Raw genomic sequence first — 24,182 nt, 5'->3', positions numbered from 1 at the left:
TACACCAATAGTTTCTGAACAAACATTTTTTTGATATAGTTTTTTCTCTATGTTTGTATTCTAGTTTTTTTGATGGTAATGCTTTTATTGTTTTATTTGATATCATTTATTTATGAGTGGTTTTTTATGAGTGGTTTGTCTGTTGTTTTAGGTGGTGAAGCGGGACAGGGTGTTTTAGCTGCTGCCGGTGTGTATGGTCGTCTTGCTGGTCGTTCTGGATATAATGTTTTTATTAGAAATGACTATCCTTCTTTGATTCGCGGTGGCCATAATTATTGTGAGATCCAAATCTCTAGTGATGGTGAGGGTGGTAGTGCTGGCTGTACGTTTAGTGAGGTTGATTTGTTGGTTTGTCTGGATAGGAATACGTTTGAAAAACATGTTGATGATGTGGTTAGTGGTGGGGTTGCAGTTGTCGATAGTGGTTTTGATTTGGATTGTGGTGATGTAGATTGTGTTCGCGTACCAGTTTCTAGTTGGGTTAGGGAGGCTGAGGCTCCTGAAATTGTGTTCAACACTGGTTGTGTTGGTGTTTTGGCTTATTTAACTGGGTTTAGTTTCGATGATTTTGAGAAGGTTTTGCAGGATGTCTATGGTGATCGTGCTGAGGTTAATGTTGTTGTGGGTGAGAAGGCATTTAGTTATTGTAGAGAGATGGTTGATAGGTATGTTGGGTTGGATAGTGTTGGCGGTCCAAGGCCTTTGATATCGGGTAATGAAGCTGTTGCTCTTGGTGCTGTTTCTGGTGGCCTTGAGTTTTATTTTGGCTATCCTATGACTCCAACTACATCTATTCTTCATTTCCTTGCTGAACATGGTGATGAGTTGGGTGTATTGGTTGTTCAGCCTGAGAATGAGATTGCTGTGGTTAACGCTGCTTTGGGAACTGCTTATGCGGGTGGTAGGGTTATGGTTGGGACTTCGGGTGGGGGTTTTGATTTGATGCATGAAGGTTTTTCCCTTGCTGGTATTAGTGAGACTCCATTGCTTGTTGTTGTGGGTCAGCGGGCTGGTCCGGGAACCGGTGTACCGACATATAGTTCTCAATCAGATCTACTTTCGGTTGTTAATGCGGCACATGGGGAGTTCCCACGTATTGTACTTGCTCCTGGGGACCACCATGAATGTTTTTTGCATGGTGGGTTGGGATTGAACCTGGCTTGGCGTTTTCAGACACCTGTATTGGTTTTGATGGATGCATTGCTCTGTGAATCTAGAACTACCTGTAACCTCCCTACCGATGAGGTGGATAAGAGAGATATTCCTTATAACAAGGATGTTGGTTATATGCGTTATAAAGACACGGAAAATGGTATATCCCCACTCTGTTTCCCAGGTGAAGAGGGTGTTGTGGTTAAAAACACAAGTTATGAACACGATGAACATGGAATAACAACCGAAAAACCAGGTCAAATCCAGTATATGCAGGACAAACGGCTCCGTAAACAAAACACCATCAAAGAATTTCTTTCCGGAGAAACCGGTGTTAATATTTACGGTGAATCTAGACACGCAGTATTGACTTGGGGAAGCAGTAAAGGAAGTGTTTTAGAAGCTGTAAAACAACTGGATAGAGATTTTATGGTTGTACAGCCAGTGTTGATGAATCCATTTCCCAAAAAAACACTTAAAAAACTTTGTAACGATATAGATACTCTTGTATGTGTAGAAACTAATGCGACAGGCCAGCTTGCAACACTGTTCACAGAAAAAACAGGTATATCGATCGATGAAGTGTTCTGCAAATATGATATGAGGCCTTTTAGACCTAAAGAACTTAAAACAAAATTAGGAGGTGTCTAAAGTTGAGTAGTGAGTTAGATACAGATGCCATAAATACATGGTGTCCCGGCTGTGGTAATTTCGGCATACTCAGAGGAGTTAAAGAAGCCTTAGGAGAACTAATCGACAATGGATATAAGAAAGAAAATATTGTTATTTCAACTGGAATTGGTTGTCACGCCAAAATCTTCGACTACCTAGATCTAAATGGGTTTTATGGACTACATGGCAGGGTACCCCCCCTATTATATGGTATCAAACTTGCAAATCCAGAACTAACAGTTATAGGTTTCGCTGGAGATGGAGACATACTGAACGAAGGAATCAGCCACCTAATCCACAATGCTAAAAGAAATCTGGACGCAACCATGTTAATCCATAACAACAAAGTCTATGCCCTAACAACAGGCCAATTCACCCCTACATCGCCAAAAGGATTCAAAGGCAAGTCAACACCTAAAGGCTCCCCTGAAGAACCGATAAACCCAATCCACCTACTACTAGGATCAAAAGCCACCTTTATAGCTAGATGCTATCCAGGCGAACGTAAGCACTTCAAAAAAACATTAAAACAAGCAATCAACCACAAAGGATTTTCAGTTATAGAGATACTGCAACCATGCGTCGCATTCTACAACACATGGAAACACTACAGTGAACACATCACCAAACTCGAACAACAAAACTACGACCCAACAGACAAAAAACTAGCATGGAAAAAAGCAGACTACGAAAACGACCAAATACCAATAGGCATATTCTACCAAGAAAAAAAACCAACATACACAGAAAACCTAAACCAACCAAACAAAACCAACAACAAAAAAACAAAGGTCGACAAAACACTACAAAAAATGATTTAAACCAACCCACAGACACAAAACAAACCTATAAAAACCCAGCCAATAAAAACTAATAAACATATTTAGGTTTCATTAAGGTTGTAATCAAGCTTATTTTGGTTGTTTTTAGGTTGTTTTGGTTTGGTTTAGTGTTTTTGTCATTCTTATTAGTTTTATTCCGTTTGTTATTGTTTTGTTTTGTATTTGGTATCCTTGTTTTAGGTAGAGGTTTATTGCTGGTTTGTTTTTTCCGTGTACGCAGAGTGATGTTTTGGTTAGGTTGTTTTGTTTGGCTTGTTTTTCGTGTTTGTTGAGTAGTTTTTGTGCTATGCCTTTTCTTCTGTGTTTTGGGTGTACGGATAGGCAGGCTATGTAGTATTCGTCTTTTTTTGCTTCTTCGAATGAGATTTTTTCGTCGATTTGTTTTAGGTATATTATTATCGTACGTATTATTTGGATTGGGTTTTTTGTGGATATTAGGTGGAGGAATGTGTATCGGTTTTTTTTGGATAGTTTGTTTCCTTGGAATGAGATTAGTACGCCGGCTGTTTCGTTGTTTGTTTCTGCTATGTATGTGTTTTTGTATGTTACGCGGTTTTTGGGTTTTTTGAACATTTTTGGCTCTGTTGCAACCTTTTTCGGAACTTACTTGAACTTTCGGTAAGAAATAGGTTTGGGGATGGGATAATTGCAGTTGGAGTTAGATTTGGATGAGCTTCCTGAGACAGAGCTTTACAGATTTGTTGAAGAGATTAAATGTTTGGTAGCTAGAAAGGTTCCAAGATATTCTTCCAAATACTCAAGAAAAGACTACAGTTTGAGGCAGCATGCTGTCCTCATCTGTCTAAAAATAAAGAAGGAGGACACCTATAGAGAGATTGCTGACGAAGCTGTAGAGATGATTCGTATTAGAAGCGAACTCAACCTAGACGAGATCCCTCACCCTTCAACACTCTGTAGAGCATTCAATAAACTTTCGATGAAGATATGGAGAACTCTCCTAAGATTGTCCATAAAGAAGCTGGATCTTTCTGGTGCTGCAGGTATCGATGCCTCAGGGTTCGACAGAAGCTATGCATCACGCCATTACACAGAGAGAACCAAAATGAAGTTAAGTTCGTTGAAGACGACGCTCCTCGTAGATGTAAAGGGAGCGATAGTTGACCTTCATGTAACGACAACAAGGAAGCATGACACAAAGATAGCTCCACAGATCGTTAGAAGAAACTCCAAACTTATAGACGTCCTTTTAGGGGACAAGGGATACGACGACCAAAAGTTAAGAGAGCTATGCCTCGAGAAGAATGTAACACCAGTTATAAAATATAAGGAGTTCACAGAGGAGCACAAAAAGCTTAACAAGGAGCTTGAAGACTACGGGAGGAGAAACATAAACGAATGTATGAACTCCTCATTGAAGAGGAAGTACGGCTCCCACGTCAGCTCAAGATCATGGTGGAAACAGTTCAGAGAAATAACAGTAAAATGCCTAGTACAAAACATAGAAAAAACAATAAACTATCTCGCCCCATTAAACCTTAAAACACCAACCAAACTCAAAAGGGTTGCAACATAGCCACATTTTTTCAATAGTTTTGATTCTTTCTTCTTTGGTTTTACCCAATAGTTCTTTTTCGGTATCGAAGGCGTCTAGTATTAGTGGGGCGGTTTTTTCTGCGTCGCTTTCTCGTGCTTTTCTAATTTTTATGTTTTTTTGGTTTGTTGTTTGGTTCATTTTTTCACTTGGGTTGGGGTTTTATATTGTTTTTTTGATTGTTTGTGTGAGTTTTTTTATTTCTTGTTCGGTGTTGTAGAGGTAGTTTGAGGTTCGGAGTATTTTGTTGTAGTTGTGGTGTTCTACTAATGGTTGTGAGCAGTGGTTTCCTGACCTTACGATTATGTTTTTTTGGTCTAGGTGTATTGCGGTTTGGTGTGGGTCTTGTCCTTCTATGTTGAATGATATTACTCCTGTCCGATCTATATCTGGATATAGTATATCTATACTGTTTATTTCAGCGAGTTCTTCGATTAGTATTTTGTTTAGTTTTTGTTCGTGTTTCTGGATTTTTTTAAGGCCTATTTTGTTCAGTATTTCGATTGCTTTGGTTAGGCCGATAGCTCCGGCGATATGTGGTGTTCCACTTTCAATTCCTTTATGTCCTTTTTTTAGATCAAATGTTTTTTCGGTGACGTTGGAGACGTTTCCACCGCCAACTAGAAGTGGTTTGATTTTATCAAGATGTTGTTGTTTGCAATATAGAACACCGATTCCTGTAGGTCCTAGCATTTTATGTCCAGAGAAACAGAAAAAATCGCAGTTATATTTAGCTACGTCTATTGGTATGTGAGGGGTTGATTGAGCTCCATCAACCAGATAATAGATATCGTTTTCTCTACAGATCTCTCCTATTTCTTCAATAGGATTTATTGTTCCTAAGACGTTTGATGCATGACAGACAGCGATTAACCTTGTTTTGGATTTTATTTTTTCTCTAACCTCGTTGATATCCACAGCACCGTTTTTTATACCAACTATGTCTACTTCAACTCCTTTTTCCTTCAACCTTAACCAAGGTACAAAATTGGAGTGATGCTCCATCACAGTTGTGATAACATGGTCCCCTTTACTCCAATCAAGGCCGCAGGCAACCTGGTTTATCGCCTCAGTTGTATTCTTTGTTAAAACAACCTCGTTTTCATTGCAGCCAATAAACTCACCGATTTTTTTGTGAGCATCTTTATATCGATGTGATGCAAGTTTCGATAGATGATGAACCCCACGATCAACATTTGCACAATACTCGTTGTAGTACCCATTCATCTCCTGCAACACGGGTGTCGGAGTTAAACTTGTTGCAGCATTATCAAGATACACAACCCTCTCGGTTAAAGGAAATTTATCTCTAACATTAATATTCATTTTTTAAACCACATTCATATTTAAACCAACCAGTTTAGGTTTATAAAGATATCCAGCCATTCTGAACAAACCCATTCTGAACAAACCAATTTTAAACAAACAAATACTTAACATAATTTTTTTAAAATTATTTGTGTTTTTAGGTAATTAATTAAGTTTCATGACAAAACTATTTCTGGTATATTAGTTATCGAATACAATTGTTGTTTCTAATTCCTCTGTAGGTAAAAAAGAGTTAAATTGATGTAAAATCGAATAGTTGTTGTGTATTTAAGAGATTTCTGTATTTTGGAGGTTTTTCATGAATTGTAAAGTTGGAATAAATGGTTTTGGAACTATAGGTAAAAGAATAGCTGATGCTGTTTCACTTCAAAACGACATGGAGATAGTTGGTGTTTCAAAAACATCTCCTAACTATGAAAGCAAACTAGCTTTAGATCGAGGATACCCATTGTATTGCGCAATACCAGATAGGATTTCAGAGTTCAGAGACAAAGGAATGGATGTAGAAGGAGACCTAAACGACCTTATAGACGAATCTGACATAATAGTTGACTGCACACCCGGTGGAGTAGGAGCGAAAAACAGTGAACTATATAAAAAAGCTGGAGTCAAAGCGATATACCAAGGTGGAGAAGACCATCAAGTAGCTGATTTCTCCTTCAACTCACTAGTGAACTACGAAGAAGCATATGGACGAGACCAAACAAGAGTCGTCTCATGCAACACAACCGCTTTATGCAGAACACTATACCCAATCAAAAAACAATACGGAATCAACAAAGTCCGAGCCACAATGATAAGGCGAGGAGGCGACCCCAAACAGGACAACCGTGGACCAATAAACGCCATAAAACCCAAAATGAAAGTACCAAGCCACCACGGCCCCGACGTAATGACAGTGATACCAGACATAGAAATCGATACAACAGCAGTAAAAGTACCAACAACAATAATGCACTTCCACTCAATAAACATAGAACTCAAAAACAAAAACACAAAACCTGAAGACATAATCAAAACACTCGAAGAAACACCAAGAGTAACCCTAGTCACCGAAGAACATGGCATCGAATCAACCGCCCAAATAATAGAACTAGCAAGAGACGCAAACAGACCAAGAAACGACGTATGGGAAATACCAGTCTGGAAAGAATCAATAGTCATCAAAAACAACGAACTATACTACTTCCAAGCAGTACACCAAGAATCCGACGTAGTACCAGAAAACATAGACGCAATCCGCGCAATGACAAAACTCGAAAAAAACCCAACAAAATCCATACAAAAAACAGACAAAAACCTACAACTAAACCCAATGATATAATAAAAAACCCAACACCAAAAAACCCTAAAAAAATAAATTTTACCAAGAAAGATAGAACCTATCTCCACTCCTTTTTTTATTTATTTTTCGATCAAACTTTTTAATCATTTTTTTAGTCTAAAAACTACTATAGAAAGTTATAAATAGAATATAATCCTTATATGGAAGTTATAATGTTTTTAATTAATTATGCGTTAGATAGGTGGTTTTGATAGATATTATTGCATTGTTTGGTAGTTTACTGGTCTTATTTTTCTCTGCATTGATATTTGCAGATGGAGTTTTAGGATCATTAGGTAAGAGCTATATATTCAAAGATATAGACAACAACTTCAAAATAATCGTTGGATTGTTATTCTTAATATTGCTAACTCAAAATCTATTCAAAATAACCATCACAATCGGTTAAAAATCAATATATACCTAAAGAAACAGAACAAAAAAGAGAAGAGAAAACTAAAAAATTTCTCTTAAACACAAACTATATTTTATTTTATTTTATTTTATTTTTTGTTGGTTTTGTTTGGTTGGTTTTTGTTTTTAGTTTTGTGTTTGGCCTAGTGTTTGTATTTGTTTGAATTTTTGTAGGTCTTTTTTTATTGTTTGTTTTAGTTTTTTGTTGTATATTGTTGCTGCTGGGTGGTATGTTATGTAGGCTTTCTTTTTTCCGTATTCTTTGGTTGTTCGTAGGAATGTTCCGTGTTTGTTTTTGAGTTTTATGTTTTTGCCTGTTAGTTGTTTGGAGGCGATTCTTCCTAGGCAGATTATGTATGTGGGGTTGATTTGTTTGATTTGTGTTTGTAGGTGTTGTTTGCAGGCTTCCATTTCTTTTTTGTTTGGGTCTCTGTTTTTGGGTGGTCGGCATTTTATTACGTTTGTTATGTATAGGTTGTTTTTTTGTATTCCTGTGTTTTCTAGTGTTTGTGTTAGTATTTTTCCTGCTTTGCCTACGAATGGTTTGGATTGTTTGTCTTCTTGTTTTCCTGGTGCTTCGCCTATTAGCATTGTTTCGGCGTTTGTGGGGCCATGGCCTGTTACTATGTTTGTTCTGTTTTTGTGTAGTTGGCATTTTCTGCAGTTTTTGATTTCCATGTTTGACCCCTTTTTTTGTTTTGGGTTTTTTATCCTATGTATCGGAGGTCGTCGCCTGTTGGTTGTGGTTGTTGTTGTTCTTGGTGTTTTTGTTTTATTTTTGATACTACTTCTTCCATTTCATTTGCTCTTTCTTCGAGTTCTTTTGTGTCGATTTCTATGTTGAGTAGTTTGCTTATGGTTCTTAGTATTTTTTGGGCGCTTGCTGGGTCTACGATGTATCCTGATGTTTCTCCCATTAGGCAGGCTGCTGGTATTTGTTTTTTGGTTTTTATTCCGAGTAGTAGGCCTGATGCGCCTATTATTCCGCCTTTTGGTTTTCCTTGTTCGAATACTACGTCTTTTTCTGTGAGTTCTTTTTTGGGGTAGTGTTCGTTTACTGCTCCGTATATTTTTGGTGTGTCGGACATTTCGCCTGTTGCGAGTCCGCCGATTGTGTATATTTTTTGTGTGTTGTTTTGTTCTGCGATTTCTAGGATTTTTTCTGCGATTTCGAAGTGTCCTGCGTTTTCTACGCTTTGGTGGTCTCCTACTACTAGTATTAGGTCGTTTTCGTGGTCTTGTATTTTAGCGGTGTATATTTCTATTCGTACCAGTCTTGCTACTCCGTCGTCGTTGACTATTACTTGTGGTGGTAGGTGTGGTGAGAATATTTCGGCTGTTTTTTCTGCGTCAAGTTCGTCTATGAGGTGTTCTGCTGCGAGTTTTCCGATGTGGCCGACTCCTGGTAGTCCTTCTATTAGTATTGGGTTGTCTAGGTTGATTTCTTTTAGGTAGTTTACTTTGGTTTTCATTTTTATTCTGCCTCCTCTATGTTTCTGTGGAACTGGCCTTCTCCGCCTTGTTGTTCCATTTTTTTGAGTACTCTGTTTGATACTTCTTCTAGTATTGCTTCTGCTGTTTTGTAGTCTGTAGCGTTTATTCTTATTCGGTAGTATGGAGCACCTACGTAGCTTATTTTGATTTTGGCGTTGTCTTTTTCTATTTTACTGCCTTCTTTGAGGGATTTTTTGATTTTTTCGACGCCGTTTGAGTTTCTGGATTTTAGTTCTAGATATCCGGTTATGTCGACGTATGGTATTTCGACGTTTTCTTCTGCTATTTCTTCGAAGGTTTCGGCCCATTCTTTTTTAACTCCTTGTTCTATTAGGGGAGTGGTTCCTTCTAGTGCTACGTCTTCGAATACTGCGTGCATTAGGCCTCCGTAGTCATCGATTACTTTGTTTGTTATCTCTTCGTTTACTGTTTCTACGTCTGAATCCATTTTTTCGGCGACGAATTCAAGCCATCTGTCTGCTTTTTGTTCGTTTTTCCATTCCTGTATTTTCTGTCTTTTTTGGTGTTCGTTGACGTCTTTTAGTGATAGGTTTATTTGTTGTTTTTGTGGGTTTACTTCGAGTACTTTGCAGACTACTTTCTGGTCTTCTTGTACGTGGTCTTTTACGTGTTTGATCCATCCGGAGGCGAGTTCTGATATGTGTATTAACCCTTCTTTCTGTCCGTATTCTTCTAGCTCGACAAATGCTCCGAAGTCTACTACGTTTGATACCCTGCAGACTACGAGCTCGCCTACTTCTGGATATGATTTTTGTTTTTTAGTCAACCTCGTCTACCACCTTTGATTTTAGTTCGGCTAGTCCTCCGGTGGGTTTTGCAAGGGTTCGACCACAAATCCTGCATTCTACGTCGTTTGATACTTTGTTGAATATTACCTGTTGGTTTTCACAATCTTTGCATTTAACTTCTATAAATCTACTTCTTTTTTTCATTTTTTTATCCCTCTAGTTCGAGTCTGGATGTACGGAATCCTTCTCTGGTGTGTGATTTGTTACATTCTGTGCAGCGGTATCTAAGGTCGACTTTTTTTGTTGGTTTATCTCCAACTGGTAGTGGCCTTGGATATCCTCTATAACCGCTTGTTACTCTTCTAAACTGTCTCTGTCCCCACTTCATCTCGCTTGCTTTCCCTTTTCTAACTTTTTCTATTTCGTGTTCTTCATGGCTATTGCAGAACGGGCAGTGAGTTCTGATTCTTCTAGGCATCTTCATAATTATTCACCTTGTTTCTATTTTTTTAGCTATTTTTCGTTCCACCAGGACTTTTGCATCATTATTTGGAATATAGACTATATCTTCTTTTGAAAGTTGATGTGTCCTATGGTCCGAAGAAACAAACCTCGGAAAATTATCTATTATCCTAACTACAGTATATGGGTGTTGTGAATTATTAAAAGTTTTCGACGGTTCTTCACTATCCATATCCGTTTTATTTTCTCTGTTTTCATTTTTTTCTTCTTCGTTTTCTAGATCACTTTCTAGGTTTTCGGTTTGTTTTGGTTGTTTTTTTGTTGGTTTTGTTGGTTTGATTTGTGTCATTACTTTGTTTTTGGTTGTTTGTAGGTCGTTGCAGAGTTTGTTGTATATTTGTTTTTCGATTGGTAGCATTTTTTTTGTGTCTGTTTTTTCGTTTTGGATGTGTCTTGTTGATAGTGAGATTATTTTTCCTATTCTTCGGTGGAATATGTTTTCTATGACTTTTATTGCGCTGTCGTATTCGTCTCGTAGTATTAGTTCGGCTTTACCGTCTTGTCGTTGTATTTCGTCTTGTAGGTCTTTTAGGTATTTGCCGGTGTTTTTGTAGAAGTTTTTGTTTAGTTGTAGTAGTTCTTTTTTTCTGTTTTCTTCTTGTTGTATTTCTCTTAGTTTGTCGAAGTCTACCATCCTTCCACCTCTGCTATTCCTCTTCCTGCTAGGAAGATGGCGGTGTGTTTTGGGATTTCTTGTATTGTGTCTTTGGTTATCTGGGTTTTTTTGTTTTTGATTGTTATTTGGTAGTCTTTTTTGGGTTTTATTTTGACTGGTTGGTCGTTGAATATTACGGCGTCGTTGAGTGGTTCGAATTCATTTATTTTTTGTTTGTCTATGGGTTTTACTTGTAGGCCTGTGCCTCCATGTAGGGATCCTGGGAGTCTTATTAGGCGTTTTATATCGCTTGTGACTGGTTCGTCGGCGTTTACGCTGTGTTTTTTTATTGCTATGTCTATTATTTGTGTCCATACGTCTTTTTTTACGCCTCGCACCATGTCTAGGTTTTTTGTTTTTCTGGCTCTTTGCACTCGTTCTGGGTCTGTGAAGAATTTATATAGTCTTTCTGCTTTTTTTTCTCCAACTCCGTTTAGTTGTTTGAGGTATTTTATTGCGTTTTCTTTTGTTTTGTTTTGTAGTTTTTTTGGTAGTTCTTGGTAGATCCAGTTTGTTATTTTTTTGTCCCAGTTGTTTCCGTGTTTTTTTAGTTTGAGGTATTCTATGACTACTTCGTCTTGGATGTCGCTTCCTTCTTTAATTGGTGAAAGGCCTTTTCCTGAGATGTAGTCGATTATTTCTCGTCTTTCATTGCTTCCTAGTGTTTTTATTTTTTTGTCGTAGACATGTATGTGGTAGCCACGTCCTCCTGAGAAAACTAGTTGTATTTTTTTGGGGTTGAATCCGAGGTCGTTTATTAGAAATTGGTTTATTAGTTTGTCTGCTTCTTTTTTTACTTCGTGTAGCATTTCTTTGTATGTTTGTTTTGGGTTTGCTATGTAGTCGGCGTCTAGGTCGAATATTAGGTCGGCTCCTTCCCATTGTTTTTTGTCCATTGTGGTGGCGTTTGGTGTTTTGTATATTGCTGAGGAGTAGTATGTGTGTGCGGGTGCTGTTGTCTGTAGGTATTGTTTTATTTCTTGTTGGTTGTTGAATGCTCTGTGTCTTTTCATTGAGATTTCTTTTGGATATCTTTTGTCGAAGTGTATGAATCCCCATTCGCGGTTTTTTTGTTGTGGTGGTATGTGTAGGTTTGGGTTTGTGTAGTATTTTTTGAAGTTTTCTTTGAGGTATTTTTTTGTTCTTATTCTCATTTTTTCCACATTTTTTGGTTGGCTATCTTTTGGTTTGGTTGTGTTTTGTTAGTCGTTGTTTTTTTGTTTGTTGGTTTTTGTTTTCCATCTGTAGTATCCTAATGGGTGTGATACTTTTTCGCACATTCCTTTGGGTTCTGGACAGATGTTGTATGTTTTCATTGTTTTGCATGAGGGGGGTGTGTATTCTTTTGTTTTTTCTCTTCCTGCTATGTGTTGTACTTGGTATCTTGTTCTTTCTTCGTCGTAGTCTGGTGAGGTTTTGAATACGTTTAGTACTTCCTTGGGGGTCATTCCGATGTTGATTAAGAAGGATACTAATGTGAATCTATCTGTGTGTGAGAGGTTTTCTCCTTTTTTTGTGCGTGTTATTAGGTTTTGTATGCAAGGGGGGTAGTTTTTTTCTTTTATTGGTAGGTTTTTGTTTATTGTGATTTGGTTTTTCTTTTTTTGTAGGTTTTTTTCTATTTCTTTGGTTTGTTTTTTTAGGTTTTGGCATATTTTTTCTGGTACGTTGAGGGGGAGTTCTTTTAGTATTTTTGTTCTTATTGATTCTTGGAGGAGTCGTGTGAAGTCTTTTTTGTTGAGTGTTACGTTGCCTTTTTTTATTTGTTGGTTTATTAGTTTCCATTTTTTTTCGTTGATTTTCTGTGTTTGTTTTAGGTAGTCTGTGAAGTGTATTTTGTATTTTTTTTTGTTTTGCAGTTGTTGTGTTTTGATGTTTAGAGCTTGTGCTATCTGTTTGATTGTTTCGTTGTTTTCGGTTTTTAGTCTTTTGTGGAATTTCTTGGACTCGTGGAGTGCTATTTTGTTTGTGAGGTAGTGGTCGTTTATGCAGCTTACTATAAGTCTTGATATGGGGTATGAAAGTAGTTCTATGTGGTTTTCTGTTGTTTTGGGTTGGTGGTTGTTGTTTATCGCGTTTTTTATTCTTTTCACTGCGTATTGGCGTTCGCTACTGTAGGCTGGTTTTTCGATTAGGCTGTTTATGTCGAAACCAGCCTCCCTGACGTATTCTTGTGCTTCAGGGAGGAATGGGTATTTCGCGAGCCTTTCCTCCATCTTTTCTTTGGATCCTCCGCTTTTTCAGCGGTTTTTTAGTCTGACTCGATTCTTGGGGCTAGTAGGTATTCTATGTTGCTTCCGGCTATATTGAATTTGAACATGATTGGGTAGTCGGTACCTAGATGCATGGTTACTTCAGGTGCTTTTTGTATTGATTTGCTCATGTCTGATAGGTAGTCTAGGCTGAATAGTGATCTCGCGTTTTCTGTTGAATCGATTTTTATTAGGTCGTCTTCTGTTAGGTCTATTTTAACGCTGTCGGTGTCTCCTTCTCCAGTTATTATCAGTGAGTTGTCTTCGGTTGACAATACGATGTAGTCGCTTATTTTTTCAGTTGCTTTAATCGCTCTCTGTATTCTCTGTCCATTTAACACTATTTCTGCTGGAAGTTCGAGGTCGGGTATGTTTGGTTCCTTTCTTATAGTTGATGGATCAATTAGTGATATGTTGTATTCGAATCCACTTACTTGAATGTTCATCATCGATCCTTCTTCAGTCTCTATTTTCAGTATGTCTTCGTTTGAAGCGAGTGATAGTATATCGTCTATTCTGTTTAGATCGATACCTATCGTCATATCTTCTGTATAGTTGTAAGACTCGAATTCGTCTTCGGGAATTGTTAATAGAGCCATAGCGACGTTCGCTGGATCCACTGCTTTCGTATTCAATCCCTCTTCTGTGATGTTCAGTTTTATTTCGTCCACCAGTCTTCCAACTGCATCTAGTGATTCCTTAAGTTTCCCTGTTTTTATGCTTGCTTTAAATGCCATTAATTACACCAGCCATACTCTTGACATCCTCCCTGTTCTAAAAAAACAGGGGGTTTCAGAGAACCTTTTTGATTCCAGTCATTTCTCTGCGGCGTTGCCACAACACCAATACCTTTGTACTCTACTTTCAAAATGGTTTATAAAATACCTGCCTGACCTACTTCACCTAAACCCGTTCTACCGTGTTATATTGCCCTGTATAGATGTTTTGACCAAACAGATGTCTTTTGCTACACCAAAAATTACGTCTATCGATTTTTATATTTTACCATCAAGCTTTAAATTTAACTATCAAGCTTTTTTTCCTTCAATAAAAATATATAGGTTCAACCTGCTCCGAATAGGTATATAACTAAATAATTAATTATTCAGTTTAGTTAGATTTGGTTTAAGTTAAACCGATTTATTTAATTTGATTTAATTTTTTATTTAAATGGTTTAGGTTTTGGTTTATATTTGTTGTTTGGTTTTGTTAGTCGTATTCTCTCCATGTGAATTGACATTCTAGGCATCTGAAGAATCGTGTTTCTGATTCGTCTGCGCTTCGTAGTTGTCTTAGCCACCAACCTGCTTTGTTGTGTCCACATTCTGGACATTCTTCTTCGATTGTTGGTAGTACGTTTGCGTTTCCGTCTTCGATTACTGGTATTTCGTTGTCTTCTTGGTTTTCGGTGTATGTGTAGTCTTCTTTTATTTCTATAACTACGTCGCAGTCTCTACATTTGAAGAAGCCTTCTTCGGGCATCATCATACTTCCGCATTCTGAACAGAACTCCATATTTAATTGCCTCCTGTTTTTAAGTGATCATTTATTATTTTTTGGTGGTCGAATGCTAGTTTTGGTAGGTTGTTGGTTTTGAACCATTTTGCTGTTTTTGCGTCTGTGTCGGCTTTGGGTTTTCCTTTTGCAGTTCCTGTTACTACTATAGATATTACGTGGCCTCTTGGGTCTCTATCTGGTTTGGAGTAGACTCTATTTATTTTTTTGTTTTTTATTTTGAGGCCTGTTTCTTCTAATGCTTCTCTATAGCCGGCTTCTTTGATGGTTTCTCCGTGTTTTATGAATCCGCCTGGAATCGCCCAACTGTTTTTGTATGGTTCACTGGCTCTTTTAATTAGAACTACCTTGTTTGGGTTGTTTTTTGTGTTGGTTATAATTATGTCTACTGCAAGGGCTGGTACCTTGTGTTTGCCATTGCATATACATTCAATCAAAATTTGCCACCGATCTGGTTGATAATGGTTCTTTATAAGTTTAACTTTGGTGGATTTTGTTTATAGTAATGTTTTGTTTTTTGTGTGGTTTTGGGGTTTATTTAAGGTATTGTTTTTTGTTCTCCCTCCATGTTTTTTTGTTTTGGAGGGAGTGTCGATTGGAGGTTTTTTGGTTTTTAGAATGTTTTTATTTCGCCGTTGATTACTTTTTTTGATATTTTGTTTATGTTATCGAGTTTGTCTTCTACTATTGATTCTATAGTTGGTTGTATTTGTTTTATGTTTTCTCCTTTGTGTGGTATTGTTTGTACGCTTACGCATTTTGGTTCGTTTATTGGTTGTCCGATTTGTGATAGTAGTCTTACGTATACTTCTCGTATTTCGTCTACTTCGTTGCTGATTTGGTTTGCTATTTCTGTTGATAGGATGTTGTATATTTTGCCTATATGGGATACTGGGTTTTTGCCGCTTGTTGCTTCTATGCTCATTGGTCTGTTTGGTGTTATTAGTCCGTTTGATCTGTTTCCTCTTCCTACTGATCCGTCGTCTCCCATCTCTGCGCTTGTTCCTGTTACTGTTTGGTAGATATTTCCTTTTTCGATGTTGTCTGCTTTGTTTATGTCTATTTCTATTGGTATTTCTGTTTTTTTAACTGCCATGTCGTGTACATTGTTTTTTATTTCGTTGAGTATGTTTTTGTAGTGGTCTATGTCGTCTAGTTCGCTTGAGACTGTTGCTTGGGCTATTGTTAGTGAGATTGTTTCGTTGTTTCTTAATCCCATTACTTTTATGTCTTCTCCGATTGCTGGGATTTCGTTTCTTAGGTTGTATAGATATCTTTCTGTTTGGTAGACCAGTTTTTCTGTTTCTGAGAATGGTGCGTATCCTACTCCGAAGGATGTGTCGTTTGATTTTGGTATGCTGTCTCTTTCGAATACTTCTCTTAGTTCGGCTGAGCTTTGACCTAGTTTGCTGTCGATTATTATGTCTCCTTCTGTGTCTAGGTGGTTGAAATGTTCTTTTAGGTATTTTCTTGCGGCTTTTAGAGCTATTTTTTCAGCTGGGAACTGTTCGTCCCCAATGGAGGTTGTTGCTCTACCTACCAGTAGTATGTATATTGGTTTTATTACTTCGCCGCCTCCAATTTTTGGGCAGGAGCTCCCTGCAGCGATTTGTGTTTCATCTGTGTTGTGGTGCATTACCTCTCCATATCTATTTAGGTATTCTTGGGAGAGTGCTTGTGAAACTGTTTCTGCTAGGCCGTCTGCTATTGTGTCTGGATGGCCTATTCCTTTTCTTTCAACTAACTCGACTTTTTGATCTTCAACCGGTGTTTTAAGTACGTTTTCAACATTGATGTTCTTTTTATTCTGGCTCACTAAATTACCTCCAATCGTAGAATCAGGTTTTGATTGATTATAGAAATAATTCTTTTTATTGATAAAAAATTACCTTGGGTTATTGGTTTTTGTTGTTTGTTCGGTTAGTTATTGGGGTAGCGGGTATATTATTTTTATTATTATAAAAACAAACCTATTACTCATAGTTATTTTTTATTAGGCATGGTTATTGGGTTCTTTATTTTTAATGTATACCGAATTTTCAGACCGGTAGTATCCTAACCGTCGGCTCTATCTCACCGATAATCTCACCATCTTTAAACATCCTCACAACTCCACCGCTTTTCGCAACAGAAACAGCTATAGCATCCGTCTCTTTAGTTATACCGGCACAAGCTATATGCCTAGCACCTAAACCTTTTTTCAACTCAATATCCTTTCCATGTATATCAAGATATCTTCCAGCAGACCTAATCAAACCTTCATCATCTATAAGAAACACACCATCAACCTGAGATATCTCCTTTATATTCTCCCAGTTATCATGATTCCGAACATCCCTAACCTCATCATCCTGGCATTTATAGGGATTTATAAGAATCTGATGCGACTTCTCAAGAACATTGTCAATATCGCCTATAATAAACCCAGTTCCAATCGCCTTACCTTCCCTACCCTCACTACCAATTTTAACTGCAAGATTGATAACAGTCTTAACAATATCGGTATCAACTTGAGAAGTACCCTGAGAAACACTTTCAAAAATAGGGTGCTCAGAAACCTTATAAACCAACATACCAACAGCATCCTCATTAACACTACCAACACCGATAATCGTGTCACCAATCTCAATCTTACCCTTCATATAAGCATGAACAACCGCTTCATTCAACTGCCTAGAGAAGTTCTGAGTACCCCCTTCAGTCGTAATCTTAAACTCCTCATGCTCACCAGAATACTTACTCTCATGAGAAGTAACAATAAAAACCGAAAAATCATACTCATCATCAAGCAAACCAGTAATGTCACGATCTCCAACAACAACGATCAAAGCCGAAGCTCCAAGCTCATTAGCAATCTCAACCGATTTATTAATAATCTCTTTCTCCATCTCTCCCACCAACACCATCAAATCAAATCAAATCAAATCAAATCAAATCTAAGTTGGATTTAGTTGAATTTGTTTTTATTTTTTTGTTGGATGTATGTGTATGTTTTGTTATTTTAATTTAAGGTTTTGTTTTTGGTTTTTGGATTGCTGTGTTTTTGTTTGTTTTTAGCAGGTTGGTTGGTTTATGTCTTTGATTTTGTTTATGTCTTGGAATGTTTTTAGTTCTGGGTCTATTTTTTCGATTTTGTTTATTGGTATGTAGTTGACTTTTAGTCTGTTTAGGATGTTTAGTATTCTGCGGTCGCCTTGTTTTAAGGCGTGTTTGGTTGCTTTACGTCCGGGTTTGATTTTTATTGCGGTTGGAAGGAACTCTATGTATCCTTTTTTGTTTTTTATTACGGCTGCGTCGTAGTTTTCTGTTTTGTTGTATAGGTAGTTGGTTAGTTCTGGTTTGATGTATGGCATGTCGCAGCCTGATACTATTGCTTTACCTTTATTTATTGTTTTGAGGCCGGCGAATATGCCTGCTACGGGTCCGTAGTTTTTTATTGGGTCGTATGTTATTTCGTCTATTTCGGGTACTTTGGCCATGATTATTTCGCCTTGTGCTTCGTCTTTGGCGACGGCTATGATTTTGTCTGATGTTTCTGTTAGTTTTTGGGCAACGTGTCGTATCATTATTTTTCCATTTAGTTCGTATAGTGCTTTGTCGCTACCGAACCTTGTGCTGTTTCCTCCGGCTAGTATTATGGCAGACCTCATGTGATCGCCCGGTGTCTCATAAATATGAATTTATGTCGAGCCTATTGTTTCTTTCTCATTGTTTTTTGGTTTGTTTTTTTTTGTGTTGGGGTGGGGTTAGGCCTACCATTTATTGATGATTCATGACTATATCTATTTATGTTCGATACATCTGTGGTTATGGATCAACTCTTAAGTGAGTTGGAAAGTAGGGATGGTGTTGTCGTTGCTTTTTCTGGTGGCGTAGATAGTTCTGTTGTCGCTAGTTTAGCTGACGAGACATTGGACGGGGATTCGTTGGCTGTGACGGTTCGTTCTGAAGTTTTCTCTGATTCTGAGATTGATTATGCTGTCGATGTGGCAGGCGAGATTGGAATCGAACATGAGGTCGTTGAACTAGAATTATTGGATATTCCTGAGTTCCGGGAGAACCCTGTTGAGCGTTGTTATATCTGTAAAAAAGAGATTATGGGTTGTTTGTTTGATATCGCGTCTGAACGTGGTTTTGAATCTGTTGTTGATGGTACCACTGCTTCTGATTTTCAGAAGGATAGGCCTGGAGCCAGAGCTTTAGAGGAGTTCGGTGTTTTTTCACCCCTTGCGGAGCAGGGTTTGGATAAGGATCAGGTGAGGATTATTGCGAGTGAGCTTGGTCTTCCTAACAGTGACCGTCCTTCTATGTCGTGTCTAGCAACTCGGATTCCTTATGGAAGTGAGATCTCTATTGAGCGTTTGAATCGTATCGAGGAGGCTGAGGTTTTTTTGAAGGAGATTGGTTTTGAGCAGGTTAGGGTTCGGGATCATGATGGGATAGCTAGGATTGAGTTTTCACGGGAGAACAGGGATCTTGATGTTGAGGTTATGGATGAGGTTGATAGTCGTTTGAAGGAGATTGGTTTTGATTATGTAACTCTGGATATGGCTGGCTATAGTTCGGGTAGTATGGATAAGTTGGTTAGGTGATGGAATGGTTGTCGCTATAAACCTATAGTGAATCTTGTAAAAAACCAAATAAAATTACCCACAGTAATATAGATATAGGTAAGCTATAAGGTAGAGTAATTCTATTGTGTTTACCACCCAACAAGGAGAAACAAAAATGCCAAAAAAACAAAAAGAATACCAAATCGAGACAAAAACAATCCACTCAGGAAGAGAAGCAAGTCAACCCGGAAGATCCTGCCAAACCCCAATACACCCAACAGTAGCCTACAACTTCAAAAACTCAAAACAAGCCGCAGACCTCTTCGCAATAAAACCACCAGAATTCCCAGGCCAAATATACAGCCGATTCACAAACCCAACCTACGAAGCATTCGAACAAAGAATGACAGAACTCGAAAACGGAATACAAGCAGCCTCCACAGCAAGCGGAATGGCCGCAAACACACTAGCACTACTCACATTCCTAGAAACCGGAGACAAAATACTAGCAACAAAAACACTATACGGAGGAACAGTAACACTCTTCGACCAAACACTACCCAAAAAATTCAACATAAAAGTCGATTGGACAGACCCAGACCCACAAAAAATCCAAGAAAAAACCGACAAAAACACAAAAGCAATCTTCGCCGAAACAATCGGAAACCCAAAACTAAACGTACTAGACATCGAAAAAACAGCCAAAATCGCAGAAGAAAACAACATACCACTAATAATAGACAACACATTCGCCACACCATACCTATGCCAACCAATAAACCACGGATGCCACATAGTAACACACTCAGCAACCAAATGGATAGGAGGACACGGAACAGTACTAGGCGGAGCAGTAATAGACTCCGGAAACTTCAAATGGCCAAAAGGAAACTACCCCGCAATCACAGACACCGACCCCAGCTATAGAGGCGGACTAAACTACTGGAACGAATACAAAGAAAACGCCTACATAACAAAACTAAAAAGCAGATACCTAAGAGACTTCGGATCCTGCATAAGCCCATTCAACGCATTCCTACTACTACAAGGACTCGAAACACTACACCTAAGAATGGAAAAACACTCACAAAACGCCCAAGCAACCGCAGAATATCTACAAGACCACCCCAAAGTAAAATGGGTCGCATACCCAGGACTCAAAAACCACCCAACACACAAACAAGCCAAAAAATACCTACAAAACGGATACGGCGGAATGATAGGATTCGGAATAAAAGGCGGAGCAAAAGCAGGAAAAAAATTCATAGAATCCCTACAACTATTCTCACACCTCGCAAACGTAGGAGATGCAAAATCACTAGCAATACACCCATGGACAACAACCCACTCCCAACTAACACCAAAACAACGAAAAGAAGGCGGAGTAACAGAAGACTTCATAAGACTATCTATAGGAATTGAAAACCAAAACGACATAATAAACGACATATCAAACGCACTAAACGAGGCATAAAAATGAAACAAGGGTCTGTAGGAATCGTCGAAACAAAAAACCACAAAATAAACAGAAAAATAAAACTAGAAAGCGGAAAAAAATTCGGTCCAATCAACATATCATACGAAACATACGGAAACCTAAACGAAGAAAAAACAAACGCCATACTCATATGCCACCCACTAACAGCAGACGCACACGCAGCCGGATACCACCCCGGAGACACAAAACCCGGATGGTGGGACAACATGATCGGTCCAGGCAAAACATTCGACACAGAAAAATACTACATTATATGCTCCAACGTACTCGGAGGATGCAAAGGAACAACAGGCCCCCCATCAACAAACCCAGAAACCGGAAAACCATACGGAACCGACTTCCCAGTAGTAACAATCAAAGACATGGTCAAAGTCCAAAAAAAACTAACAGAAAACCTAGGAATCAAAAAACTCCTAGCCGTAGCCGGAGGCTCACTAGGAGGAATGCAAGCACTACAATGGACAGTCACATACCCAAACAAAGTAAAATACTGCATACCAATAGCAACAACAGCTAAATCAAGCCCCCAACAAATAGCATTCAACGAAGTAGGCCGAAGAGCAATAATGTCAGACCCTAACTGGAACAACGGAAACTACTACAACAAAAAACCACCCAAAAACGGACTAGCACTAGCAAGAATGGTAGGACACATAACATACCTAAGCGACGAATCAATGAAAAAAAAATTCGGAAGAAAACTCAGAAACAAAAAAGAATTCACATACGACTTCGACATAAACTTCGAAGTCGAAAGCTACCTAAAATACAAAGGCAAAACATTCGTCGAAAGATTCGACGCAAACTCCTACCTATACCTAACAAGAGCAGTAGACTACTTCGACCTAACAAACGGAGAAAACGAACTAACAAACGCATTCAAAAACGTAAAAACAAAATTCCTAGTCATAGCAATAACATCAGACTGGCTATACCCACCATACCAATCAAAAGAAATAGTACGAGCACTAGAAGCAAACGACATAGAAGTATCCTACTCAGAACTAAGATCAACATACGGACACGACGCATTCCTACTCGAACCAGGACAAATGAAACACCTAATAACAAGCTTCCTAAGAAAAATAACAGTCAACGACGTAATGGAAGAAACAACACCAATAATCAACAAAAAAACCTCAATAAAACAAGCATCAAAAACAATGATGAAAAACAACTCAACACACCTACCAGTAATCACACAAAACGGAAAAATAGCAGGAATAATAACAGCCTGGGACATAGCAAAAGCAGTATCAGAAGACCTAAAAGAACTAGAAGACGTAATGACCAACAACGTAGTAACAGCAAACCCAAACGAATCAATCAGAAGCGTAATAAACAAAATAAAAAAACACAACATATCAGCACTACCAGTAGTCGACAAAAAACAAAAAGTAATCGGAACAATCTCAAGCGACGTAATCTCACAACTAATAACAAAAGACACCCCAACACCAGAAACAGACAACCAAACAAACCTCTAAAAAAACCAAACCCCATCAAAAACAAAACTACATCACTAAAACTACACAAAACAACATAAAAACAACACAAAAAATAAAAACAAAACAAAAAAAGAAAATAAACACAGCCTATAGCAAAAAGCCTGCCAAAAGACAGACCCAAACCATAATCAAAACCCGCTATAGACCTAACAAAAAAATCTCTAAAAACTATTTTTTTTATCCTGCTTCTCCAGGAAGGCCTCCGCCTCTCATACCTTCAATCTCAGCTTGAAGTTCTTTCTGAAGTTCTTGTAGTTTCTCTTGAACTTTTTCTTGCTGTTTCTCTAATGTTTCAACCCTAACTTCAAGATCTTCTACTTCTTCTTCAAGCTCTTCAATAAGCTTTTCAGAACTTTCTTTCTCAATAATAACGTCACCATAAGTCCGATAAACAGTGGAATCCTCATCAGCATTCTTAAGCTCTTCAATAGCATTCTCAAGTTGATTTTGCCTCATACTGCTCTGATTTTTCTGATTAGCAATGTTCTCTGCTTTCTGCTGAAGCTGTTGACCTTTCTGCAATTTTTGCTGTACTTCCGGGGGTAGTTGTCCAGTACTCATAAATAATTCACCATATAACTACAACAAACTACATCCTTTTATTGTTTATATCTTTGGGAAAACCACACAAAACAAATCAACACCAACCAAAACCAAATCAAAACAATAACAAAAAAATTTACATACTACATGGCTCAAAAACTATGTTAAATCAAAACAAAAGAAAAAACGGAGAATAAAATGGTTGAAATAGCAATTATAATGGGATCAGAATCCGATATGCCCGTGGCTGAAAAAGCTTTCGATATACTTGACCAAAAAGAAATTGAATATGAAGTTGAAGTTATATCAGCCCATAGAAACCCCGAAAAACTAGAAAAATACATCAAACAGTCAGACGCTAAAGTCTACATCGCAATAGCAGGTCTAGCCGCAGCCCTACCAGGAGTAATAGCATCCCACACAGATAAACCAGTTATAGGAGTACCAGTAAACGCAAAACTAGATGGATTAGACGCTTTATTAAGCATAGTACAAATGCCAAAAGGAGTCCCAGTCGCATGCGTCGGAATAGACCGAGCAGACAACGCAGCCATACTAGCCCAACAAATACTAAAAACCTAAAATAAACCACAAAAACACAAACCACAAAACCAAAAAAACACAAAAAAAACTAAGAGAAGACAAGTAGTATACTGCACCCAAATCAAACAATCAAATCCCCAGTGATTCCACAAACCCATCCTACCCCTCCTTCTCTACCTAATTTGGTGGTTTTAAACCCCAAAAACACCTAAACACACTACCCTTCAGCTTAATAGGATATATTAATTTTTTTAAAATAAAGTATTAGAATTTTATTTTTTTGCCAGAGCCGTCTCTTCTATACTCACCAAACTCTGTTCCTAAAAGCTCTTTTTTATTAAAAACTGGACCTTCTACACATAGGCGTGTACCATCTGGATCCATACAACAAGAACCGCAGACACCGACACCACACTTCACATACCTCTGAAGACTAACCTCAATAAAAACATCATCAGGGGTGTTTTCAACAATTTTTTTAAGCATAGGTTCTGGGCCACAAGAATAAACAGCGTCAAAATCATCTAACAAATCCATTATAGGTTCAGTTATATATCCACTACATCCTTCAGAACCATCTTCTGTAGCAACAACAAGGTCGCCTAACTCTTTAAACTTATCTCTAAACAACAATTCATCTTTAGTTCTACCGCCAACTGCGATAGTCAACTCCTTACCCATCTTTTTAAGCTCTCTAGCCAATGGAAGCAAGGGAGCACCACCACAACCACCAGACACGATCAGAACCCGATCACCCTTTAAACTAAAGGTATTACCATATGGCCCTCTAATCCCAACCTGATCACCAACATCAAGACCAAACATGTCTTCAGTAGCAGGGCCAACCTTCTGAACGGTTAAACCAGTCGGATCGATAATTGAGGGAGAAATAGGAATTTCATCTGAACCAGGAATCCAAACCATAAAATACTGACCAACCTCACAATCAATACTACCATCCAAAATAAAAGTTTTTATATTCGGGGTCTCATCAACAATATCATCTATTTCGAAAACAACTGGCCTATCCATCTTGAATCACACCAATCTATTATATCTAATACT

General features: G+C 38.0%; 28 protein-coding genes. 9 read left to right on the top strand and 19 right to left on the bottom strand.

Features of this window, described 5'->3' with window-relative positions:
• Window positions 1-126: 126 nt before the first annotated feature.
• Both AMET1_RS02035 and AMET1_RS02030 read left to right on the top strand, forming a co-directional pair.
• Window positions 127-1,803, top strand: coding sequence for a 2-oxoacid:acceptor oxidoreductase subunit alpha (locus AMET1_RS02035; RefSeq protein ID WP_161490718.1), 1,677 nt, complete (start codon window positions 127-129; stop codon window positions 1,801-1,803).
• A gap of 2 nt (window positions 1,804-1,805) precedes the next feature.
• Window positions 1,806-2,645 (top strand): thiamine pyrophosphate-dependent enzyme, encoded by an 840-nt coding sequence (locus tag AMET1_RS02030; RefSeq protein WP_086636818.1) that lies wholly within the window; start codon window positions 1,806-1,808, stop codon window positions 2,643-2,645.
• 105 nt (window positions 2,646-2,750) lie between these two features.
• Here AMET1_RS02030 and AMET1_RS02025 read toward each other — a convergent pair whose 3' ends face one another.
• The gene (locus AMET1_RS02025) at window positions 2,751-3,239 is read right to left on the bottom strand and encodes a GNAT family N-acetyltransferase (RefSeq protein ID WP_086636817.1); all 489 of its coding nucleotides are present in this window, start codon (window positions 3,237-3,239) and stop codon (window positions 2,751-2,753) included.
• A 91-nt stretch (window positions 3,240-3,330) separates the two neighbouring features.
• Between AMET1_RS02025 and AMET1_RS02020 the strand changes: the two genes are divergently transcribed.
• Window positions 3,331-4,200 (top strand): IS5 family transposase, encoded by an 870-nt coding sequence (locus AMET1_RS02020; RefSeq protein ID WP_086637365.1) that lies wholly within the window; start codon window positions 3,331-3,333, stop codon window positions 4,198-4,200.
• Here AMET1_RS02020 and AMET1_RS02015 read toward each other — a convergent pair.
• Window positions 4,156-4,359, bottom strand: coding sequence for a hypothetical protein (locus AMET1_RS02015; RefSeq protein WP_086636816.1), 204 nt, complete (start codon window positions 4,357-4,359; stop codon window positions 4,156-4,158). The genes AMET1_RS02020 and AMET1_RS02015 overlap by 45 nt on opposite strands.
• 21 nt (window positions 4,360-4,380) lie before the next feature.
• A complete protein-coding gene (locus AMET1_RS02010; protein WP_086636815.1) occupies window positions 4,381-5,544 on the bottom strand; it encodes an aminotransferase class V-fold PLP-dependent enzyme in 1,164 nt (387 codons plus the stop codon).
• A gap of 301 nt (window positions 5,545-5,845) precedes the next feature.
• Between AMET1_RS02010 and AMET1_RS02005 the strand changes: the two genes are divergently transcribed.
• Window positions 5,846-6,871 carry a type II glyceraldehyde-3-phosphate dehydrogenase gene (locus AMET1_RS02005; RefSeq protein ID WP_086636814.1) on the top strand — a complete coding sequence of 342 codons (1,026 nt, stop codon included), beginning with the start codon at window positions 5,846-5,848 and terminating at the stop codon, window positions 6,869-6,871.
• A 208-nt stretch (window positions 6,872-7,079) separates the two neighbouring features.
• Window positions 7,080-7,280: a hypothetical protein gene (locus AMET1_RS02000; RefSeq protein ID WP_086636813.1), complete on the top strand. Its 201-nt coding sequence runs from the start codon at window positions 7,080-7,082 to the stop codon at window positions 7,278-7,280.
• Window positions 7,281-7,411: 131 nt separating this feature from the next.
• Here AMET1_RS02000 and AMET1_RS01995 read toward each other — a convergent pair whose 3' ends face one another.
• The 14 genes from AMET1_RS01995 to mobA all read right to left on the bottom strand — a co-directional run bounded on the left by AMET1_RS01995 (window position 7,412) and on the right by mobA (window position 18,122).
• Window positions 7,412-7,963 (bottom strand): uracil-DNA glycosylase, encoded by a 552-nt coding sequence (locus AMET1_RS01995; protein ID WP_086636812.1) that lies wholly within the window; start codon window positions 7,961-7,963, stop codon window positions 7,412-7,414.
• Between the two features lie 29 nt (window positions 7,964-7,992).
• Complete coding sequence (locus AMET1_RS01990) at window positions 7,993-8,757, bottom strand: proteasome assembly chaperone family protein (protein WP_086636811.1); 765 nt, start codon at window positions 8,755-8,757, stop codon at window positions 7,993-7,995.
• Window positions 8,758-8,759: 2 nt separating this feature from the next.
• The gene (locus AMET1_RS01985; protein WP_086636810.1) at window positions 8,760-9,566 is read right to left on the bottom strand and encodes a translation initiation factor IF-2 subunit alpha; all 807 of its coding nucleotides are present in this window, start codon (window positions 9,564-9,566) and stop codon (window positions 8,760-8,762) included.
• The gene (locus AMET1_RS01980) at window positions 9,559-9,732 is read right to left on the bottom strand and encodes a 30S ribosomal protein S27e (protein WP_086636809.1); all 174 of its coding nucleotides are present in this window, start codon (window positions 9,730-9,732) and stop codon (window positions 9,559-9,561) included. The genes AMET1_RS01985 and AMET1_RS01980 overlap by 8 nt, the downstream gene beginning before the upstream one ends.
• 4 nt (window positions 9,733-9,736) lie before the next feature.
• Window positions 9,737-10,012, bottom strand: coding sequence for a 50S ribosomal protein L44e (locus AMET1_RS01975; protein WP_086636808.1), 276 nt, complete (start codon window positions 10,010-10,012; stop codon window positions 9,737-9,739).
• A 6-nt stretch (window positions 10,013-10,018) separates the two neighbouring features.
• Window positions 10,019-10,684, bottom strand: coding sequence for a hypothetical protein (locus AMET1_RS01970; protein WP_086636807.1), 666 nt, complete (start codon window positions 10,682-10,684; stop codon window positions 10,019-10,021).
• Window positions 10,678-11,859, bottom strand: a complete 1,182-nt coding sequence (gene priS / locus AMET1_RS01965; protein WP_086636806.1) for a DNA primase catalytic subunit PriS — start codon at window positions 11,857-11,859, stop codon at window positions 10,678-10,680. Before priS ends, AMET1_RS01970 begins: the two co-directional genes overlap by 7 nt.
• 48 nt (window positions 11,860-11,907) lie before the next feature.
• On the bottom strand, window positions 11,908-12,921 hold the full coding sequence (locus AMET1_RS01960; protein WP_086636805.1) for a DNA primase large subunit PriL: 1,014 nt from the start codon (window positions 12,919-12,921) through the stop codon (window positions 11,908-11,910).
• 35 nt (window positions 12,922-12,956) lie between these two features.
• Window positions 12,957-13,694: a proliferating cell nuclear antigen (pcna) gene (gene pcn / locus AMET1_RS01955; RefSeq protein ID WP_086636804.1), complete on the bottom strand. Its 738-nt coding sequence runs from the start codon at window positions 13,692-13,694 to the stop codon at window positions 12,957-12,959.
• Between the two features lie 472 nt (window positions 13,695-14,166).
• On the bottom strand, window positions 14,167-14,472 hold the full coding sequence (locus AMET1_RS01950; protein ID WP_086636803.1) for a transcription factor S: 306 nt from the start codon (window positions 14,470-14,472) through the stop codon (window positions 14,167-14,169).
• A 2-nt stretch (window positions 14,473-14,474) separates the two neighbouring features.
• Entirely contained in the window at window positions 14,475-14,909 is a 435-nt protein-coding gene (locus tag AMET1_RS01945; protein ID WP_201721240.1) for an NUDIX domain-containing protein, read from the bottom strand.
• A gap of 176 nt (window positions 14,910-15,085) precedes the next feature.
• Window positions 15,086-16,288 (bottom strand): methionine adenosyltransferase, encoded by a 1,203-nt coding sequence (locus tag AMET1_RS01940; RefSeq protein WP_086636802.1) that lies wholly within the window; start codon window positions 16,286-16,288, stop codon window positions 15,086-15,088.
• Window positions 16,289-16,511: 223 nt separating this feature from the next.
• The gene (locus AMET1_RS01935) at window positions 16,512-17,360 is read right to left on the bottom strand and encodes a DNA integrity scanning protein DisA nucleotide-binding domain protein (RefSeq protein WP_161490717.1); all 849 of its coding nucleotides are present in this window, start codon (window positions 17,358-17,360) and stop codon (window positions 16,512-16,514) included.
• A 165-nt stretch (window positions 17,361-17,525) separates the two neighbouring features.
• Entirely contained in the window at window positions 17,526-18,122 is a 597-nt protein-coding gene (mobA, locus tag AMET1_RS01930) for a molybdenum cofactor guanylyltransferase (RefSeq protein WP_086636800.1), read from the bottom strand.
• Window positions 18,123-18,281: 159 nt separating this feature from the next.
• On the opposite strand from mobA, the gene larE reads away from it, so the two are divergent.
• The 3 genes from larE to metX all read left to right on the top strand — a co-directional run bounded on the left by larE (window position 18,282) and on the right by metX (window position 22,010).
• On the top strand, window positions 18,282-19,064 hold the full coding sequence (gene larE / locus AMET1_RS01925) for an ATP-dependent sacrificial sulfur transferase LarE (RefSeq protein WP_161490716.1): 783 nt from the start codon (window positions 18,282-18,284) through the stop codon (window positions 19,062-19,064).
• A gap of 136 nt (window positions 19,065-19,200) precedes the next feature.
• Window positions 19,201-20,499: an O-acetylhomoserine aminocarboxypropyltransferase/cysteine synthase family protein gene (locus tag AMET1_RS01920; RefSeq protein WP_086637363.1), complete on the top strand. Its 1,299-nt coding sequence runs from the start codon at window positions 19,201-19,203 to the stop codon at window positions 20,497-20,499.
• Between the two features lie 2 nt (window positions 20,500-20,501).
• Complete coding sequence (gene metX / locus AMET1_RS01915; protein ID WP_086636798.1) at window positions 20,502-22,010, top strand: homoserine O-acetyltransferase MetX; 1,509 nt, start codon at window positions 20,502-20,504, stop codon at window positions 22,008-22,010.
• 198 nt (window positions 22,011-22,208) lie between these two features.
• Here metX and AMET1_RS01910 read toward each other — a convergent pair whose 3' ends face one another.
• Window positions 22,209-22,592, bottom strand: a complete 384-nt coding sequence (locus AMET1_RS01910) for a prefoldin subunit beta (protein ID WP_086636797.1) — start codon at window positions 22,590-22,592, stop codon at window positions 22,209-22,211.
• A gap of 180 nt (window positions 22,593-22,772) precedes the next feature.
• Between AMET1_RS01910 and purE the strand changes: the two genes are divergently transcribed.
• Window positions 22,773-23,156, top strand: a complete 384-nt coding sequence (gene purE, locus AMET1_RS01905; RefSeq protein WP_086636796.1) for a 5-(carboxyamino)imidazole ribonucleotide mutase — start codon at window positions 22,773-22,775, stop codon at window positions 23,154-23,156.
• A gap of 225 nt (window positions 23,157-23,381) precedes the next feature.
• On the opposite strand, the gene AMET1_RS01900 is transcribed toward purE, so the two are convergent.
• The gene (locus AMET1_RS01900; protein WP_086636795.1) at window positions 23,382-24,149 is read right to left on the bottom strand and encodes a dihydroorotate dehydrogenase electron transfer subunit; all 768 of its coding nucleotides are present in this window, start codon (window positions 24,147-24,149) and stop codon (window positions 23,382-23,384) included.
• Window positions 24,150-24,182: the final 33 nt, after the last annotated feature.

This window comes from Methanonatronarchaeum thermophilum, from assembly GCF_002153915.1.
Taxonomy (GTDB): domain Archaea; phylum Halobacteriota; class Methanonatronarchaeia; order Methanonatronarchaeales; family Methanonatronarchaeaceae; genus Methanonatronarchaeum; species Methanonatronarchaeum thermophilum.
This window is presented reverse-complemented; position numbering and strand designations above follow the sequence as displayed.